Annotated in this window: 16 protein-coding genes; 14 read left to right on the forward strand and 2 right to left on the reverse strand. The window is 65.9% G+C overall.

The window, feature by feature from the left end; all coding sequences use genetic code 11:
- Positions 1 to 442: 442 nt before the first annotated feature.
- Together fcl and gmd are read right to left on the reverse strand one after the other, a co-directional pair.
- The gene (gene fcl / locus SPHI_RS05825) at positions 443 to 1,396 is read right to left on the reverse strand and encodes a GDP-L-fucose synthase (protein WP_076743969.1); all 954 of its coding nucleotides are present in this window, start codon (positions 1,394 to 1,396) and stop codon (positions 443 to 445) included.
- A gap of 1 nt (position 1,397) precedes the next feature.
- Positions 1,398 to 2,465: a GDP-mannose 4,6-dehydratase gene (gene gmd / locus SPHI_RS05830; RefSeq protein ID WP_076744154.1), complete on the reverse strand. Its 1,068-nt coding sequence runs from the start codon at positions 2,463 to 2,465 to the stop codon at positions 1,398 to 1,400.
- A gap of 316 nt (positions 2,466 to 2,781) precedes the next feature.
- On the opposite strand from gmd, the gene ahpC reads away from it, so the two are divergent.
- The 14 genes from ahpC (at position 2,782) to SPHI_RS05905 (ending at position 17,357) form a co-directional block, all read left to right on the forward strand.
- Positions 2,782 to 3,345: an alkyl hydroperoxide reductase subunit C gene (gene ahpC / locus SPHI_RS05835; protein ID WP_076743970.1), complete on the forward strand. Its 564-nt coding sequence runs from the start codon at positions 2,782 to 2,784 to the stop codon at positions 3,343 to 3,345.
- A 303-nt stretch (positions 3,346 to 3,648) separates the two neighbouring features.
- Positions 3,649 to 5,226: an alkyl hydroperoxide reductase subunit F gene (gene ahpF / locus SPHI_RS05840; RefSeq protein ID WP_076743971.1), complete on the forward strand. Its 1,578-nt coding sequence runs from the start codon at positions 3,649 to 3,651 to the stop codon at positions 5,224 to 5,226.
- A gap of 176 nt (positions 5,227 to 5,402) precedes the next feature.
- Positions 5,403 to 6,383, forward strand: coding sequence for an NAD-dependent epimerase/dehydratase family protein (locus SPHI_RS05845; protein WP_076743972.1), 981 nt, complete (start codon positions 5,403 to 5,405; stop codon positions 6,381 to 6,383).
- 342 nt (positions 6,384 to 6,725) lie between these two features.
- Complete coding sequence (locus SPHI_RS05850) at positions 6,726 to 7,262, forward strand: glycoside hydrolase family 108 protein (protein WP_076743973.1); 537 nt, start codon at positions 6,726 to 6,728, stop codon at positions 7,260 to 7,262.
- A 13-nt stretch (positions 7,263 to 7,275) separates the two neighbouring features.
- Positions 7,276 to 7,683, forward strand: coding sequence for a holin family protein (locus tag SPHI_RS05855; protein WP_076743974.1), 408 nt, complete (start codon positions 7,276 to 7,278; stop codon positions 7,681 to 7,683).
- Between the two features lie 233 nt (positions 7,684 to 7,916).
- Positions 7,917 to 8,480 carry an ATP-dependent protease subunit HslV gene (gene hslV / locus SPHI_RS05865; RefSeq protein WP_076743976.1) on the forward strand — a complete coding sequence of 188 codons (564 nt, stop codon included), beginning with the start codon at positions 7,917 to 7,919 and terminating at the stop codon, positions 8,478 to 8,480.
- A gap of 83 nt (positions 8,481 to 8,563) precedes the next feature.
- The gene (locus SPHI_RS05870) at positions 8,564 to 9,985 is read left to right on the forward strand and encodes an amidohydrolase (protein WP_408640476.1); all 1,422 of its coding nucleotides are present in this window, start codon (positions 8,564 to 8,566) and stop codon (positions 9,983 to 9,985) included.
- Positions 9,982 to 11,274: an amidohydrolase family protein gene (locus SPHI_RS05875; RefSeq protein WP_076743977.1), complete on the forward strand. Its 1,293-nt coding sequence runs from the start codon at positions 9,982 to 9,984 to the stop codon at positions 11,272 to 11,274. Before SPHI_RS05870 ends, SPHI_RS05875 begins: the two co-directional genes overlap by 4 nt.
- A 376-nt stretch (positions 11,275 to 11,650) precedes the next feature.
- Positions 11,651 to 13,579: a heme lyase CcmF/NrfE family subunit gene (locus SPHI_RS05880; protein ID WP_076743978.1), complete on the forward strand. Its 1,929-nt coding sequence runs from the start codon at positions 11,651 to 11,653 to the stop codon at positions 13,577 to 13,579.
- On the forward strand, positions 13,576 to 14,103 hold the full coding sequence (locus SPHI_RS05885) for a redoxin family protein (protein WP_076743979.1): 528 nt from the start codon (positions 13,576 to 13,578) through the stop codon (positions 14,101 to 14,103). The genes SPHI_RS05880 and SPHI_RS05885 overlap by 4 nt, the downstream gene beginning before the upstream one ends.
- A gap of 257 nt (positions 14,104 to 14,360) precedes the next feature.
- The gene (locus tag SPHI_RS15235; RefSeq protein ID WP_233130758.1) at positions 14,361 to 14,744 is read left to right on the forward strand and encodes a cytochrome c-type biogenesis protein; all 384 of its coding nucleotides are present in this window, start codon (positions 14,361 to 14,363) and stop codon (positions 14,742 to 14,744) included.
- A gap of 79 nt (positions 14,745 to 14,823) precedes the next feature.
- The gene (locus SPHI_RS05895) at positions 14,824 to 15,618 is read left to right on the forward strand and encodes a glutathione S-transferase family protein (RefSeq protein ID WP_076743980.1); all 795 of its coding nucleotides are present in this window, start codon (positions 14,824 to 14,826) and stop codon (positions 15,616 to 15,618) included.
- 15 nt (positions 15,619 to 15,633) lie between these two features.
- Positions 15,634 to 16,989: a cytochrome P450 gene (locus SPHI_RS05900; protein WP_076743981.1), complete on the forward strand. Its 1,356-nt coding sequence runs from the start codon at positions 15,634 to 15,636 to the stop codon at positions 16,987 to 16,989.
- Positions 16,986 to 17,357 (forward strand): hypothetical protein, encoded by a 372-nt coding sequence (locus SPHI_RS05905; protein ID WP_076743982.1) that lies wholly within the window; start codon positions 16,986 to 16,988, stop codon positions 17,355 to 17,357. Before SPHI_RS05900 ends, SPHI_RS05905 begins: the two co-directional genes overlap by 4 nt.
- Positions 17,358 to 17,503 lie beyond the last annotated feature (146 nt).

The following is a 17,503-nucleotide window of genomic DNA, read 5'->3' on the forward strand; positions in this document are numbered from 1 at the left end:
ACAACACCGTGCGTCCGCACAGCAGCCTTGGCGGCATGGCACCCGCCGAGTTCACCAACCGCCCCCGCCAAAGGCATGAGGACACCAAAGCTAACTTATCAGCGGCCTGAAAATGGGGAGCAGGTCAGTCAGTATCGATGTGATATTACCCAGCAGAAGGGCCAATCCGCCGACCGCACCAACAAGCCAGGGCCAAGGCCGCTTCCATAGCGCAACGGTAGGCTTGATCGCGGGTGCGTATGAGGAGTTTATCCTTGTACGTTTTCTCGATGTCATGCCGACCCCGTTTGTTCGGCACGAGCATAAGCCGCGAGAATGTGGGGTGGAAGATTACTGCGCGCCGCGTAAAGCTGATTTGAGCCTCGTTTGAGATTGCCTCCTCAACTAACGGATCATCAGACTGCCGCTCACCGCCAAGTAGCGCCAGAAAAGAACGCGACGCTCACCCCTCCTGCCGAACATTCTCCAGGAACCAGCGGTACGTCGCCGCAATGCCCTCGCCCAGTCCGATGCGCGGTTGCCATCCCATTCCGTGCAACAGCCCTGAGTCCATCAGCTTGCGCGGCGTGCCGTCCGGCTTGCTTGCATCGCGCACAATGGCCCCGATAAAACCGACCGCCTCGGCCACCATCCCCACCAATTCCAGGATCGTCACGTCGTCGCCATAGCCGACGTTGACGTGCCGCTCCCCCGAGTAGGTACGCATCAGAAATACGCAGGCGTCCGCCAGGTCATCGACGTGAAGGAACTCGCGCCTGGGGCTGCCCGAGCCCCAGATCTCCATTGATGCCGCGCCCGCCAGCTTCGCCTCATGCGCCTTGCGGATCAGCGCGGGGAGGACGTGGCTCGATTGCAGGTCGAAATTGTCGCCCGGCCCATAGAGATTGGTCGGCATGGCGGAGATGAAGTCGCGCCCGTGCTGCCTGCGATAGGCCTGTGCGAGCTTGATCCCGGCGATCTTGGCGATCGCATACCATTCGTTGGTCGGCTCCAGCGGCCCGGTGAGCAGCGCGTCTTCGCTAATCGGCTGGGGTGCGAACTTGGGGTAGATGCACGAGGAGCCGAGGAACAGCAGCTTCTCCACATCCTGTGCGTGCGCCGCCTCGATGACGTTCGCCTCGATCATAAGGTTGTCGTACAGGAAGTCGGCGGGATAGCTATCGTTGGCGAGAATACCGCCCACCTTGGCCGCGGCGAGGAACACGGCATCGGGCCGGTTGGCGGCGAACCAGGCGCGCACTGCCGCCTGGTCCTTGAGGTCGACCTCCGCGCGCGTGGCGGTCAGCACCGCACATCTCTCGCCGGCGAGCCGGCGCACGATCGCCGACCCGACCATGCCGCGATGCCCGGCGACGAACACGCGCTTGCCCGCGAGATCGTACGGCTGACCGATCACCTCAGGCGCCCTTGGCAATCGGGGCAGTCTTCATTTCCTCCAGATCGGCCAACACCATCTCGCGCGCCAGATCGCGCACCGGAGTTTCATGCGCCCAGCCGAGCTGCGCCTTTGCCTTGCTCGGATCCCCGATCAGCAGGTCCACCTCAGTAGGGCGGAAATAGCGCGGGTCGATCTCGACCAGACAATCGCCACTCTGGCTGCAATAGCCTTTCTCATCCACGCCCTCACCGTCCCAGCGCAAGGTGATGCCCACATCCGCGAAGGCCCATTCGACAAAGGTGCGCACCGGGGTCGTCTCGCCCGTCGCCAACACATAATCGTCGGGCGTGTCCTGTTGCAGCATCAACCACATGCCGCGGACATATTCGCGCGCATGCCCCCAATCGCGCCGCGCATCCAGATTGCCGAGATAAAGCCGCTCCTGCCGCCCGAGCTTGATCGCCGCCGCGGCACGGGTGATCTTGCGCGTGACGAACGTCTCACCGCGCAGCGGGCTTTCGTGGTTGAACAGGATGCCGTTCGACGCGTGCATGCCATAGGCCTCGCGATAGTTTACCACGATCCAGTAACCATAGAGCTTGGCGACGCCATAAGGCGAGCGCGGGTAGAAGGGCGTGGTCTCCCTCTGCGGCACTTCCTGCACCAGCCCGTACAACTCGGACGTGGATGCCTGGTAGAAACGCGTCGTCTTCTCCATGCCGAGGATGCGGATCGCTTCCAGCAGCCTGAGCGTCCCCACCGCATCGGCGTTGGCGGTATATTCGGGCGTCTCAAAGCTGACCGCGACATGGCTTTGCGCGGCGAGATTGTAGATCTCGGTCGGCTGCGTCTGTTGGACCAGGCGGATGAGGTTGGTCGAATCCGTCAGGTCACCGTAATGGAGGTGGAAGCGCGGATCCTCCTCGTGCGGGTCCTGATAAATATGTTCAATCCGCCCGGTGTTGAACGACGACGAACGCCGCTTCACGCCATGAACCTGGTAGCCTTTGGCAAGCAACAAGTCCGACAGGTAAGCGCCGTCCTGCCCCGTAACGCCAGTAATCAACGCAACCTTGCGATCCACCATGTGCCAAGCCCCCGCTTCGCACCGGGTGTTACGGAGCGTCCAAGTCAGCGACAAGACAAGCGCCAGCCATTTCGTGTCATTTCGGATGCGAGTTGCGGACGGTGCATATCCTGCATTGCAGAAGATCGAGCCGACATTTGCACTCAGCGGCGCGCTCGACGGCGCCATCTTATTGAGCCGCTCGATCTAAGTAGGTCGAGACGCCTATAAAGACGCGCATTGATCGAGCAGATCGATCAATGCGAGCGAAGATAACCGGTTTCCTCACTTGCTGCGGCGCACTATCTAGCGTCTGCATTCACCCAAGGAGATACGCATGTCGCTCATCGGCACGACCATCAAGCCGTTCGAGACCCAGGCCTATAAGGAAGGCAAGTTCATCACCGTCACCGACGCGGACACCCGCGGCAAGTGGGCGGTGTTCTTCTTCTATCCGGCCGATTTCACCTTCGTCTGCCCGACCGAGCTCGAGGACCTCGCCGATCATTACGAGACGTTCCAGAAGATGGGCGTCGAGATCTATTCGGTGTCGACCGACACGCATTTCAGCCACAAGGCATGGCACGACACTTCGCCGGCGATCGGCAAGATCAAGTTCACCATGCTGGGTGACCAGAACCACACCATCTCCAACAACTTCGACATCCTGCGCGCCGGCCAGGGCCTGGCCGATCGCGGCACGTTCGTGGTTGATCCCGATGGCGTGATCCAGCTGATGGAAGTGACCAGCGAGGGCGTCGGCCGCAACGCGGTTGAACTGCTGCGCAAGATCAAGGCGGCGCAGTATATCGCGGCGCATCCGGGCGAAGTTTGCCCGGCGAAGTGGGAAGAGGGTGAAACCACGCTCGCCCCGTCGCTCGACCTCGTCGGCAAGATCTGAGCTCAAAGCTCTGATGACGGACGGGGCAGCGTATCCGCCCCGTCCGATTTCACTCCGTCATGCCGGGCTCGTCCCGGCATCCAGACCTCCCCAGGCGCACCCAGCGCTGAGTACGCGGCACCCTGGACCCCGGCACAAGGCCGGGGTGACGGCGTGAGTGGAGGCAATCACCGTCATTTAATCCCCTACCTTCACGCCAGCGGTGCGGCCGGTCTGCCCACCGTGTCTCCCCGCCCCCTCTCTCCCCCGGAGGGGTGCCGCACCGCTGACGTGAAGGCAGCCAGCAATTCCCAGGAGGGCTAGATGCTCGACAATAATCTCAAGACCCAACTCAAGGGCTATCTCGCCAACGTCCGCCATCCGGTCGAGCTGGTCGCTTCCGCCAATGACAGCGCCAAGTCGCGTGAGATGACCGAGCTGCTCGACGAAATCGCGGCCCTGTCGGACGACGTCACCGTCATCCGCGCCGACGACGACCAGCGCCGCCCGTCGTTCCTGATCCGCCGCGCCGGCACCGACATCGGCGTTCGCTTCGCCGGCGTGCCGATGGGCCATGAGTTCACCTCGCTGGTGCTTGCATTGCTCCAGGTCGGCGGCCATCCGTCGAAGCTGTCGCAGGAAGTGATCGCGCAGGTCCAGGCGCTCGACGGCGATTATCAGTTCGAAAGCTATTTCTCGCTCACCTGCCAGAACTGCCCCGACGTGGTGCAGGCGCTGAACCTGATGAGCGTCCTCAACCCGCGCATCCGCCACGTCGCGATCGAGGGCGGCGCGTTCCAGGGCGAGGTCGAGGCGCGGCAGATCATGTCGGTGCCGGCGATCTTCCTCAACGGCGAACCGTTCGCGCAAGGCCGCATGGACGTCGAGCAGATCCTCGCCAAGCTAGACACCGGTGCCACCGCCCGTACCGCGGAGAAGATCGCGTCCAAGGAGCCGTTCGAGGTTCTGGTCGTCGGCGGCGGCCCCGCCGGCGCGGCGGCGGCGATCTACTCAGCGCGCAAAGGCATCCGCACCGGCGTCGCCACCGAGCGGTTTGGTGGCCAGGTGCTCGACACCATGTCGATCGAGAATTTCATCTCGGTCAGCCACACCGAGGGTCCGAAGCTCGTCGCCCAACTCGAGCAGCATGTCGGCGACTATGACGTCGACGTGATGAACCTGCAGAAGGCGGCCAAGCTGGTGCCGGCGAAGCAGGAAGGCGGCCTGCACGAAGTGACGCTGGAAAGCGGCGCGACCTTGAAGGCACGCACGGTGATCCTGTCGACCGGCGCACGCTGGCGCCAGATGAACGTGCCGGGCGAGGACGCCTATCGCAACAAGGGCGTGACGTACTGCCCGCACTGCGACGGCCCGCTGTTCAAGAACAAGCGCGTCGCGGTGATCGGCGGCGGCAATTCGGGCGTCGAGGCGGCGATCGACCTGGCTGGCATCGTGGCGCATGTCACGCTGATCGAGTTCGACCGCGATCTGCGCGCCGATGCGGTGCTCCAGCGCAAGCTCGCCAGCCTGCCCAACGTCAAGGTGATCACCTCCGCGCTCACCACCGAGGTGAAGGGTGACGGCAGCAAGGTCGTGGCGCTGACCTACAAGGATCGCAACCACGATACGCTGCACGAGATCGAGCTGGAGGGTATTTTCGTCCAGATCGGCCTCGTCCCGAACACCGAATGGCTCAAGGACGCGGTGGCGCTGTCCAACCGCGGCGAGATTGAGGTGGATCACCGTGGCGAAACGTCGCGGCCCGGCATCTTCGCTGCCGGCGATTGCACCACCGTGCCGTACAAGCAGATCGTGATCGCGATGGGCGAAGGCTCCAAGGCGTCGCTGTCCGCGTTCGATTACCTCATCCGCCTGCCGGCCGATCTGGCGGAAGCGGCCTGAACCACCCCCCGTCACCCCGGCCTTGAGCCGGGGTCCCGCTGTCTTCCGCTCGGGACGCGACAGAAGGAAGAAGCGGGACCCCGGATCAAGTCCGGGGTGACGCAGTGTATCCCCTTGTCTTAAGCCCGCGGCAATGCTCCTGCCTTAACGCACGCCGCAGACAAGGGAGCGAACACATGGCCTATCTCGTCACCGGCGCGGCCGGCTTCATCGGCGCGGCCGTCGCCCAGCGGCTGCTCGACCGCGGCGAGCAGGTCGTCGGGATCGACAATCTCAACGATTACTACATCGTCCAGCTCAAGCGCGACCGGCTCGCGTTGCTCACCTCGCAGCCCGGCTTCACCTTCGCGCACGTCGACATCGCCGATGCCGCCGCACTCAAGGCCGCGCTGGCACCGCACGCGATCACCCATATCGTCCATCTCGCCGCCCAGGCGGGCGTGCGCTACTCGCTCACCAACCCAGAGGTGTACGTCCAGTCGAACCTCGTCGGGCAGGTCAACATGCTCGAATATGCCCGCGCGCTCGATGGCCTGGTGTCGATGAGCTACGCCTCGTCGAGCTCGGTTTATGGCGGCAACACCAAGATGCCCTTCGCCGAGCACGACCGCGTCGATGCGCCGATCTCGCTCTACGCCGCCACCAAGAAGGCGGACGAGCTGATGGGCAACGTCTATGGCCACCTGTATCGCCTGCCGATGACGGGCTTGCGCTTCTTCACCGTCTACGGCCCGTGGAGCCGGCCCGACATGGCGACCTGGCTGTTCGCCGACGCGATCCTCAAAGGTCGCCCGATCCGCGTGTTCAACAATGGCGACATGAGTCGCGACTTCACCTTCATCGACGACATCGTCTCGGGCGTGGTCGCGGTGACGGACAATCCGCCGATCGACGTCGGCACCAAGCCGCCGCATCGCATCTACAACATCGGCAACAACAAGCCCGAACAGCTCCTTCGCATGATCGACGTGCTCGAGGACGCGCTCGGCGTACAGGCGGTGCGCAGCCTCGAACCGATGCAGCCCGGCGACGTACCCGCCACCTATGCCGACATCTCAGCCATCGCCGCCGACCATGGCTATGCGCCGACCACCCCGATCGAGGTCGGCATCCCGCGCTTCGTCGACTGGTTCAAGCGCTATCACGGGCTGAACTGAGCCGCTCCCGTCATTCCCGCGAAGGCGGGAATCCATAACCTCTGCCTCTTCGCTTCCATCGCAAACGTTCGAGAATATGGATCCCCGCCTCCGCGGGGATGACGAAGGTGGCTACCCCACATGCCCATTCAACACGTCACCCCGGCCCTTTCGACTGCCTGCTAAGGCAGGCGCTCAAGACATGCTTGTGCCGGGGTCCAGCCCTCCGCACACTCACCGGCCTGAACGTTCGCGGCGCCCTGGATGCCGGCACAGGGCCGGCATGATGGTGGCACTGCCGGCCTGTCCTACAAGCCATCCCACACTGTATGTTCCCCTTACGTTCTCACAACGGAGAGGCATATGATCGACGACCTGATCGACGCGGTGATCGACCGCGAAGGCGGCTACACCAACCATCCGGCCGACCGCGGCGGGGCAACCCATTGGGGCATCACCGAGGCAGTGGCGCGCGCCAACGGCTATGCCGGCGACATGCGCCATTTCGAACGCGAGGCCGCGGTCGCGATCTACCGCCGCATCTACTGGCTTCGCCCGCGCTTCGGTGACATCGCCGAGCGCGCGCCGCTGATCGCCGCCGAACTGTTCGACACCGGCGTCAACATGGGCCCGGCAGTCGCCACCGGCTTTCTCCAGCGCGCGCTCAACGCGCTCAACCGCGGCGCGCGTGACTATTCCGACGTGCTGCTCGATGGCCGCATTGGCCCGCAGACGCTGACGGCGCTCGACGGCTTTCTCGCGACACGCGGGGCCACCGGCGAGACGGTGCTGCTCAAGGCGATCGAGGCCTTGCAGGGCGAACGCTATCTCTCATTCGCCGAGCGCCGCCCGGCGAACGAGGCGTTCCTCTACGGCTGGCTCGCCAATCGCATCGGCTGAGGGGGAACACGCCATGGCATTGCTCGACACGATCATCGGCCCGATCGCCGGGCTGATCGACAAGATCATCCCCGATCCCAAAGCGCGCGAGGCGGCGAAGCTCGAGTTGTTGCGACTGGAGGGCACGCAGGAACTCGACCGGATCAAGGCGCAGATGAGCGCCGTCCTGGCAGAGGCCGGCTCGGCGGACCCATGGACCAGCCGCGCCCGGCCGAGCTTCCTTTATGTCATGTATGTGCTGCTCTTGTGGTCGATCCCGATGGGGATCATCGCGGCGATCCGCCCGTCTGCCGCGGAAGCGATCGCCAGAGGAATGAACGCCTATCTCACCGGCATCCCCGAGCCGCTCTACGCGCTGTTCGGCACCGGCTATCTCGGCTACACCGTGGCGCGCGAATGGGGAAAGGCGAAGGGGCGGTGAATGGTTGGCGCGAATGTTGAGGCGATCGTCGAAAACGCGCGATCGTCTCAACTTCCTCAACATTCGCTCCAACAACCCGCCCCCTTCCCGTTCGTCCTGAGCCTGTCGAAGGACGTGTTCCAGGCGATGCGCGCGGTCACACGCACTTCGACAGGCTCAGTGCGAACGGAGAAGGGGTGACACCAGGACAGAGGCCCTGTTGCATCCCCGCCACCCACCCTACATCGCGCCGCATGAGTGAACACAGCAGCATGCCGGTGTGGCACGGCACGACGATCCTTTCGGTACGGCGCGGGGGCAAGGTGGTTGTCGCGGGCGATGGCCAGGTGTCGATGGGGCAGACGGTGATGAAACCCAACGCCCGCAAGGTCCGCACGCTTGGGCCCGAAGGCAAGGTGATCGCCGGCTTCGCCGGGGCGACCGCCGATGCCTTCACGCTCTTTGAACGGTTGGAAGCCAAGCTGGAACGCCACCAGGGCCATCTGATGCGCGCCGCGGTCGAGCTGGCCAAGGACTGGCGCACCGACAAATATCTGCGCAACCTGGAGGCGATGATGATCGTCGCCGACAAGGACGTGACGCTGATCCTCACCGGAAACGGCGACGTGCTGGAGCCCGAGGCAGGGATCGCAGCGATCGGATCGGGCGGCAACTTCGCGCTCGCCGCAGCGCGCGCGCTGGTGGATTACGAGAAGGATGCCGAGACGATCTGCCGCAAGGCGATGGGCATCGCCGCCGAGGTGTGCGTTTATACCAACGACCGGCTGGTGGTGGAGACGCTCGACAGCGCCAGCTGACCGGTCTGGGCGGGATGGAAGTTGCGCAAGCGCAAATGCTTGCCGCTTGTCTTCCGCCCCGCGTCCGTCCAATCACACCGGCCATGATCCTTCGCACCAATATGGCCGGGCGCTGGCTGGCGGCGGGCGCCGCGGCGCTCTCGCTGATCGCCTGTTCGCAAGGCGACGCCCGCCCGAAGACCGCGTCGTCCAAGGCGCCGCCGCAACCCTATGCGCGCGATCCCTATCCCTCCACCTACCGCGCCTATCCCGGCGTGCCGACGGTGGTGCGCAACGTCACCATCTTCGACGGCGAAGGCGGTCGGATCGACAACGGCCAATTGCTGTTCGCCGACGGCAAGATCGTCGCGCTCGGCCAGAGCGTGGACGCGCCGGCCGATGCGCAGGTGATCGACGGCGCCGGCAAGTGGGTCACACCCGGCGTGATCGACATCCACAGCCACCTGGGCGACTACCCCACCCCCAGCGTGCAGGCGCACAGCGACGGCAACGAGGCGACCGGCCCGATCACCGCCGATGTCTGGGCGGAGCACAGCATCTGGCCGCAGGACCCCGGCTTCAGCCGCGCGCTCGCCAATGGCGGGGTAACGACGCTTCAGGTCCTGCCGGGCTCGGCCAATCTGATGGGCGGCCGCTCGGTGACGCTCAAGAACGTCTATTCGCGGACCATGCAGGGGATGAAGTTCCCCGGCGCGCCTTATGGCCTGAAAATGGCGTGCGGCGAGAATCCCAAGCGCGTCTATGGCTCCAAGGGCCGTCAGCCCTCGACCCGCATGGGTAATGTCGCGGTCGACCGCGCGACCTGGGCGAAGGCGCAGCGCTATCGCACCAAGTGGGATAAATATGAGGCGGAGGGCGGCGATGCGCCCGACCGCGACATCGCGATGGACACGTTGCGCGGTGTCCTCGCCGGCGAGATCCTGATCCAGAACCATTGCTATCGCGCCGACGAGATGGCGATCGTCGAGGATATGGCGAAGGAGTTCGGCTACAAGGTCACGGCCTTCCACCATGCGGTGGAAGCGTACAAGATCGCCGATATCCTGAAGGCCAACGGCACCTGCGCCGCGGTGTGGGCCGATTGGTACGGCTTCAAGATGGAAAGCTATGACGGGATCGGCGAGAATCTCGCCATCCTGGAACGCGCGGGCGCCTGCGCGATGATCCATTCGGACGATGAGAACGGCATCCAGCGGCTGAACCAGGAAGTGGCCAAGGTGCTGGCTTCCGGGCGCCGGGCGGGGATCGATATCGCGCCGGAGGTGGCGTGGAAGTGGCTGTCGCTCGGGCCGGCGACGGCGATGGGGATCGCCGACAAGACCGGCAGCCTGAAGCCGGGCAAGATGGCGGACGTGGTGCTTTGGAACGGCGATCCGTTCACCGTCTATACCCGGCCGGAAAAGGTGTGGATCGACGGGGCCTTGCTGTACGACATGAACGATCCGAGGCGCCGGCCAGTGAGCGATTTCGAGCTTGGCCAGCCCGGTTCGGGAGACGTCAAGTGAAGCGCGCCTTCCTCCTCCTCGCCACGATGCTGACGAGCCCTGCCGCCGCGCAGACGGTGGCGATCACCAACGTCACGATCGCGGTCGGGGATGGGTCGGAGCCGGTCGAAAACGGAACATTGGTGTTCCAGAATGGGCGAATAGTCGGCGCAAGCGGAACAATCGCGGTGCCTGCCGGGGCCGAAGTGATCGACGGGCGCGGCAAATGGGTCTCGCCGGGCTTCGTCGCGGGGTTCAGCGACCTGGGCATCACCGATGCCGCGGGCGTGAGCGAGAGCAACGATGCGGGCGCGCGCACTGCGCCGTTCAATGCCGCGCTCGACGTGTCCGTCGCGATCAACCCGGCCGAGGTGAAGATCGCCAACGAACGGCTGGGCGGCGTGACGCGCGCGCTGGTCGCGGCGGAAGCGTCCAATTCGATCTTCGCCGGCGAGGGCGCAGTGATCGACCTGGGTGACGATCCACAGGCGGTGACCCGATCGCGCGCGTTCCAGTTCGTCGAGCTGGGCGAAGGCGGCGGGCGGCTGGCGGGCGGTAGCCGCCCCGCCGCTTATGCCGCGCTGCGCGACGCCTTCACGCAGGCGCAGGATTATCGCCGCAACCCGGCGGCGTTCGGCGGGCGCGAGAAGGAATCGCTCGTGAAGCGCGGTGATGCCGAGGCGCTGCTGCGCGTGCTCGACGGCACCGTGCCGCTGGTGGTGCATGTCGAGCGGGCGAGCGACATCCTGACCGTGCTCGCGCTGCCGCGCGAATACCCGAAGCTGAAGCTGGTGCTGACCGGCGCGTCCGAGGGCTGGATGGTGGCGCGCGAGATCGCCGCCGCGCGCGTGCCGGTGATCGCCGCCGCGCTTGCCGATCTGCCCGCACAGTTTGAGCAGCTCGGCGCGACCGAGTCGAACGTCGGGCGGATGCGCGCGGCGGGAGTGCAGGTGGCGCTCGCGTCGACCGGCAACAACGGTGGCGAGCACAATCTGCGGCAATATGCCGGCAATCTCGTCGCGATCAGCAAGGTGCCGGGACATACCGGGCTGACCTGGGGCCAGGCGCTGGCATCGATCACATCGGGTCCGGCAGCGGCGCTGGGGATGGATGGCGAGATCGGATCGCTGCGCGCCGGGCGGCGGGCGGACGTGGTGCTGTGGGACGGCGATCCGCTGGAGATCGGATCGGCGCCGGTCAGCGTGTGGATCGACGGCCGGGCGCAGCCGATGCGCTCGCGGCAGAAGGCGCTGCGCGATCGGTATCTGGTGCCGACCGAAGGCGCGCTGCCGAAGGCTTATGAGCGCTGAGAGACAGTGGTTCATAGCAGGATCGTCATGCCGGGCTCGTCCCGGCATCCAGCCGCCCGCGCACTCGCCGGTGCGGGGTTCGCGGAGGTCTGGATGCCGGCACGAGGCCGGCATGACGGGGTAGGTGCGGCTGGCCTCACGCGTCGGCGTCATCCCGGCCGTGCGCCGGGATCCAACGTGCCGCGTACATCGCGGCCGAAGCGCTTGTGGAGCCTTGGACCCCGGATCAAGTCCGGGGTGACGGGTGTGTGGGGTGGCCTCCGCTTGCCACAGCCTCCCGGTCGCCCTGAGCCTGTCGAAGGGCGTGCCCGAAGCGGAGCGTGCGTGGCACGTGCTTCGACAAGCTCAGCACGAACGATGATGGGGCCGGTCACCGATGACCGCTGAAGCCGGTCTTATCGCCTTGTGGCTGGCCGCGGCGCTGGCGGCGATGCAGTTCGCGCTGGCCGGCCTCGCGATCCGGCGCGGCGACGATGCGATTGCCGCCGCGGTGCGGCCCGTCGCGATCGTGCAGGGCGGGCTGGCGCTGCTGGCGATGGCGGCGCTGATCCGGGTGTTTCTCGCTTCCGACATGTCGGTCGCGCTGGTGGTGGCGAACAGCCATTCGGCCAAGCCGTGGATGTACAAGTTCGCCGGCGCCTGGGGAAACCACGAGGGGTCGATGCTGCTGTGGGTGACGATCTTGGGCCTTGCCGGCGCCGCGGTGGCGCTGCTCGAGCGCCGCGTCGCCGAGCGCACCCTCACCGCCACGCTCGGCGCGCAGGCGTTCATCGCGCTGGGCTTCTACGCCTTCCTGCTCTTCGCCTCCAATCCGTTCGCAAGGCTCGCCAGTCCGCCAGCGGATGGACAGGGGCTCAACCCGCTGTTGCAGGATCCCGGCCTCGCTTTCCATCCGCCGACGCTCTACGCCGGCTATGTCGGCCTGTCGGTGGCGTTCTCCTTCGCGGTCGGCGCGCTCGTCACGCGCGATGTCGGGCCGGCGTTCGCGCGGGCGATGCGGCCGTGGGTGCTGGCGGCCTGGGTGTTCCTGACAATCGGCATCACCGCCGGCAGCTATTGGGCCTATTACGAGCTTGGCTGGGGCGGCTGGTGGTTCTGGGATCCGGTCGAGAACGCCTCGCTAATGCCATGGCTCGCCGCCACCGCTTTGCTCCATTCGGTCAGCGTGCTGGCGACGCGCGACGGGCTGCGCGCCTGGACGGTGATGCTGGCGGTGGTCGCCTTTTCCATGTCGATGCTGGGCACGTTCCTGGTGCGATCGGGCATCCTGACCAGCGTTCACGCCTTTGCCGTCGATCCCGAGCGCGGCACCTTCATCCTCGTGCTGCTGGCGCTTTACATCGGTGGGGCGCTGGCGCTGTTCGCGACGCGCATCGGGCTGGTGCGCGCGGGCAATACGTTCGAGCTGGTGAGCCGCGAGGGGAGCCTGGTCGCCAACAACCTGCTGCTGTCCGTCATCCTGGGCGTGGTGCTGATCGGCACCTTCTACCCAATCGTGGCGGCGGCCATGGGGACGCAATTGTCGGTCGGGCCGCCGTTCTTCGAGAAAGCGGCGGGGCCGATCTTCCTCGTTCTGGTGGCCATCATGGCGGCCGGGCCGCTGCTGCGCTGGCGACGCGACGAGGCGCAGGCGCTGGTGCAGCGAATGACATGGCCGATCGCCGCGGCGGCGTTCGCGGCGGCGGGGCTGGTGGCGTTGGCGGGCTGGATCGGGCTGCTGCCGCTGCTCGCACTGGCGCTCGCCGCCGGGCTGGCGGTGGCGAGCGTCGCGCCCTTGTTCGGGCGCAACCTGCGCCGCACGCCGCTGTTCGTCTGGGGCATGGTGGTGGCGCACCTCGGCATCGCGGTGAGCCTGGCGGGCATGGCCGCGTCCAGCGCCTTCACCAAGGAGACGCTGGTCGCCAAGGGCGTCGGCGAGCCGGCCGGGGTGGGGCCGTATCGCATCACGCTGCGCGGCATCCGGCCGGTGATCGGCGATAACTGGACGGCGCTGGAGGCGCGGCTGGAAGTGGTGCGCGGCGATGCGGCGGCGACGCTGCTGGCGCCGCAATCGCGCTTCTTCTCCAACCCGCCGACGACGACCAGCGAAAGCGCAATCCTGACCGCGTTCGACGGGCAGCTTTATACCGTGCTCGGCCAGCCGGACGGCACGGGGCGGTGGCAGTTGCGGCTGTGGTGGAAGCCTTGGGTGACGCTGATCTGGTTCGGCGGCGCGCTGATCGCGCTGGGTGGATTGCTGTCGATCCTGGGGCATTGGCTTCGCGACCGGCGGCAGAAGCGGCGGTTGGAAGAGGCCTGGACATGAGGCGCTGGCTGCTCTGGCTGCCGCTGGCGGTGTTCGCGCTGGTGGTGGTGTTCGCGGTGCGCGAGCTTCGCGCGCCGAGTGACCGGACGGTCTATTCGGCGATGGTGGGCAAGACGGTGCCTGAGTTTCGGCTCGAGCCGATCGTCAAGGGCAAGCCGGGGCTTGGCGTGGCGGACCTCAAGAGCGGCCAGCCGCGGCTGCTGAACGTATTCGCCAGCTGGTGCGTGCCGTGCATCGCCGAAGCGCCGCAGCTGATGAAGCTGAAGGCGATCGGCGTCCCGATCGACGCGGTGGCGATCCGCGATACCGGGCCGGCGATCGCACAGTTCCTGGCGCGTTATGGTGATCCGTACCAGCGGATCGGCGACGATCGCGACAGCCGTGTGCAATTGTCGCTGGGCTCGTCAGGGGTGCCGGAGACGTTCGTGATCGACGGGCGCGGCGTGGTGGTGAAGCAACATGTCGGCGACATTCGCGAGGATGACGTCGCAGCGTTGGCGCAGGCGTGGCGCGAGGCGCGATGAGCGTTCGAGCTTCCCGGTTGTCCGGAGCGACGGCGAGGGACTCGCCGCGAGCGGAAGCGCATGGGGCTTGCGCCTCGACATCGCTCGGCACGAACGGTTGGGCGCGCGCTGACAGCAAAAACCGGTTCGCCCTGAGCCTGTCGAAGGGCGTGTCACGCACGACAGCGTTTGCAGCACGTGCTTCGACAAGCTCAGCACGGACGGGGTTGGGGTGGTTTGTGGGGCTGGCGATTTGGGCGTGGCTGGCGTGGGCGTGCTTGGGAAATGCCTCGCCACTCGCCGCGCAGACCCGCCCGCCCGCCGACTATGCCAACGTCCAGCTGCGCGACCCGGCGCAGGAGGCGCAGGCGGCCGCGCTGATGGCTACGCTGCGCTGCCTCGTCTGCCAGGGGCAGTCGATCGCCGACAGCGATGCCGACATGGCGGGCGATATGCGCGCACTGGTGCGGAGGCGGGTGGCCGCGGGGGAAAGCGCCGAGGAGGTGCGTGACTGGCTGATCGCGCGTTACGGCGATTACGTCACCTACGATCCTCCGGTGAGCGCCGTCACCCTGCCCTTGTGGCTGACGCCGCTGGTGCTGCTGGCGATCGGGCTGTGGATCGCGCGGGCGAGCTTTCGCCGTCGTCGCGGACACGAGTGAAAGTAGCGAAATAGGACTGGATTCGTCGTCGCTGGTCGCATAGCTTCCGCCACAACAAAAGTTATGGAGGGGATGCGGCATGGCCGTGACGGTATGGGATCATCCGCTGTCGCCTTATGCGCAAAAGGTGAAGATCGCGCTGCGCGAGAAGGGCGTGGCGTTTGACACGGCGATCCCCGGCGGGATCGGTGTCGGCGGCGCGGCGGGCGAATTCGTCGCGGCCAATCCGCGCGCGGAAGTGCCTGCGCTGGTCCATGACGGCTTCGGTATCTTCGATTCGACGATCATCCTGGAATATATCGAGGATGCCTGGCCCGAGCCGTCGCTGCTGCCCGCTGCCCCCGCGGATCGCGCGCGGGTGCGAATGATCGAGGAAGTGGTCGATACGCATCTGGAGGCGGTGAATTGGGGGCTGACCGAGTTGCGGGCGTTCCGCCGTGGCCAGGGGCCAATCGAGGAGGCGCTGAGCACCAGGGCAGGCGAGCAGGTGCGCGGCTATTTCGCGTGGCTGGAGCGCGAGCTGGGCAATCGCCAGTGGTTCAATGGCGACGATTTCGGCTGGGGCGATCTGTCGGCGGTGCCTTATGTCAATGGATCGGTGGGACATGGCATCGCGCCGGCAGCCGGTTCACGATTGGCCGACTGGCTGGCGTGCGCCAACGAGCGCCCTTCCGTGCGCGACACCGTCGCCGAGGTCGCTGCGGTCGCCGCATCGGGCGGCATGGGTGATGTCGCCAAGCTGCTCGAACAAGGCCTGTTCAAGCGCGAATATCGTGATCACCGGCTAGAATGGATGGTGAAATCGGGTGGGCTGGAGATCGTGTCGCAAGGCATGGCCAAGGGTAATATCCGTTTCACCCCCGATCTCGCGTAACGAGAGGACCGACCGATGCATCTCGTCAGCGACCATATCGTCGAGGGCCGCGAAGGCCCGACGTTCGACCCCGCCTATCCGACGCTGCCCGGCGTCGACCTAACCGATATCCGCCGCTTCACGCGGGGCCAGCCTTGGGAGGATTTCGCGCGGATGCGGGAGCAGGCGCCGGTGATGTGGCACCCGATGCCGCGCGACGGCGTCGGTTTCTGGGCGGTGACGAGCTTCGAAGGCGTGAAGCGGGTCAACGGCGACCCGACGACCTTCAGCAGCGAGAAGGGTGGCATCCTGATGGCGTTGGGGCCGCAGGAAACGCGCCACCCGATCCTGTTCTCCGCCTCGACCAATTCGATGATCAACCTCGACGCGCGCCCACACCGCGAGCTGCGGCGCGAGCATATGCCGTATTTCACCGCCAGCTACATCAGGGGGCTGCGTGAGCGGGTGTCGGCGGAGGTCACGCGGCTGCTCGATACCATGGCGCCGCTCGGTAAATGCGATTTGGTCGAGAAGTTTTCGCAGCGACTGCCGATCTTTACCCTGTGCGAGATGCTGGGCGTGCCGCTGGAGGATCGCGAGAAGTTCATCGGTTGGATCCACTTTCTCGAAATGGCGCAGCAGATCGCCACCGAACAGGCCGAGCAGATCGCCAGCGGCGGCGAGCTGAACCCGCAGATCGCGGCGTTTATCGAGCTGTTCAACAAGAACATTGGCGACATGTTCGAATACGGTCGCCACATGCTCGCCAAGCGCCGCGCCGATCCGCAGCCTGACCTGATGAGCGCGATCGCCAACGCCATGGTGGAGGGCGAGCCGCTGCCCGATCCGTATCTCGACGGCGCGTGGCTGCTGATCGTGTTCGCGGGCAACGACACGACGCGCAACTCGATCTCCGGCGCGATGAAACTGTTCACCGAGAACCCGGGCGAGAAGGCGAAATTGCAGGCCGATGGTGGCCTGCTGACCAATGCGGTGCATGAGATCACGCGGCTGGTGTCGCCAGTCATCTACATGCGGCGAACCGCCACGTGCGACACCGAGGTGGAAGGGCAGCGGATCGCGGAAGGCGAGAAGGTCATCATGTATTATGGCGCGGCGAACCGCGATCCGGCGATGTTCACCGATCCCGACCGGTTCGACATCACCCGCACCAATGCCGAGAAGAACATCGCCTTCGGCCATGGCCCACACATCTGCATCGGACGGATGACCGCGCAGTTGCAGCTCGAGGAAGCGTATCGCCAGATGTTCGCGCGCTTCCCCGACATCCGCTGGACCGGCGAGATGGACATCGCGCCGAACAATTTCGTCCATGCGGTGAAGCGGCTCGAGGTGGAGTTTGGGCCGGAGCGGGCGGCTCAGGCGGCATGACAGGCGTCGACCTAGCTTCGCCTTCGTGGGTGGGGTGGTGGTTTCGCGGGGCGGCAATCTATGGCCTGATCGCACTGCTGCCGCAGTATTTGTTTCCGCAGCCAGCCGGAGCGGAACTGGCTTCCTATGCCTTTATCGGCACGGCGAGTGCGTTCCAGCTGGTGTTCTGGGCGATTGGCGGGGATCCGATGCGGTATCGCGCGCTGATGCTGGCGGGAGTGGCGGAGAAGCTGGCGTTCGGCGTACCCGCGGTGGTGCTGTTCGCGCGCGGCTTCGCGCCCGCTCCGGTTCTGGTGTTCGGTGGCATCGACCTGGCGCTGGGACTGGGCTTCATGCTGGCGTGGCGCGCAACGGCGCCGGCGGCTTAGCGCCTCCCCTTCAGGCGAGGGGCCTCGAACCAACCGTCGCTGCCAAGGCGGCGACATATATCGTTACTCCCGCGATACGTTGGCCGCTTGACGATGCGCCGCATCGCCCTTCACCCTCGCGCGTACACGTGAGACTTACTAGTTAG

The sequence above is a fragment of the Sphingomonas jeddahensis genome (assembly GCF_001981525.1).
Classification (GTDB): Bacteria; Pseudomonadota; Alphaproteobacteria; order Sphingomonadales; family Sphingomonadaceae; genus Sphingomonas; species Sphingomonas jeddahensis.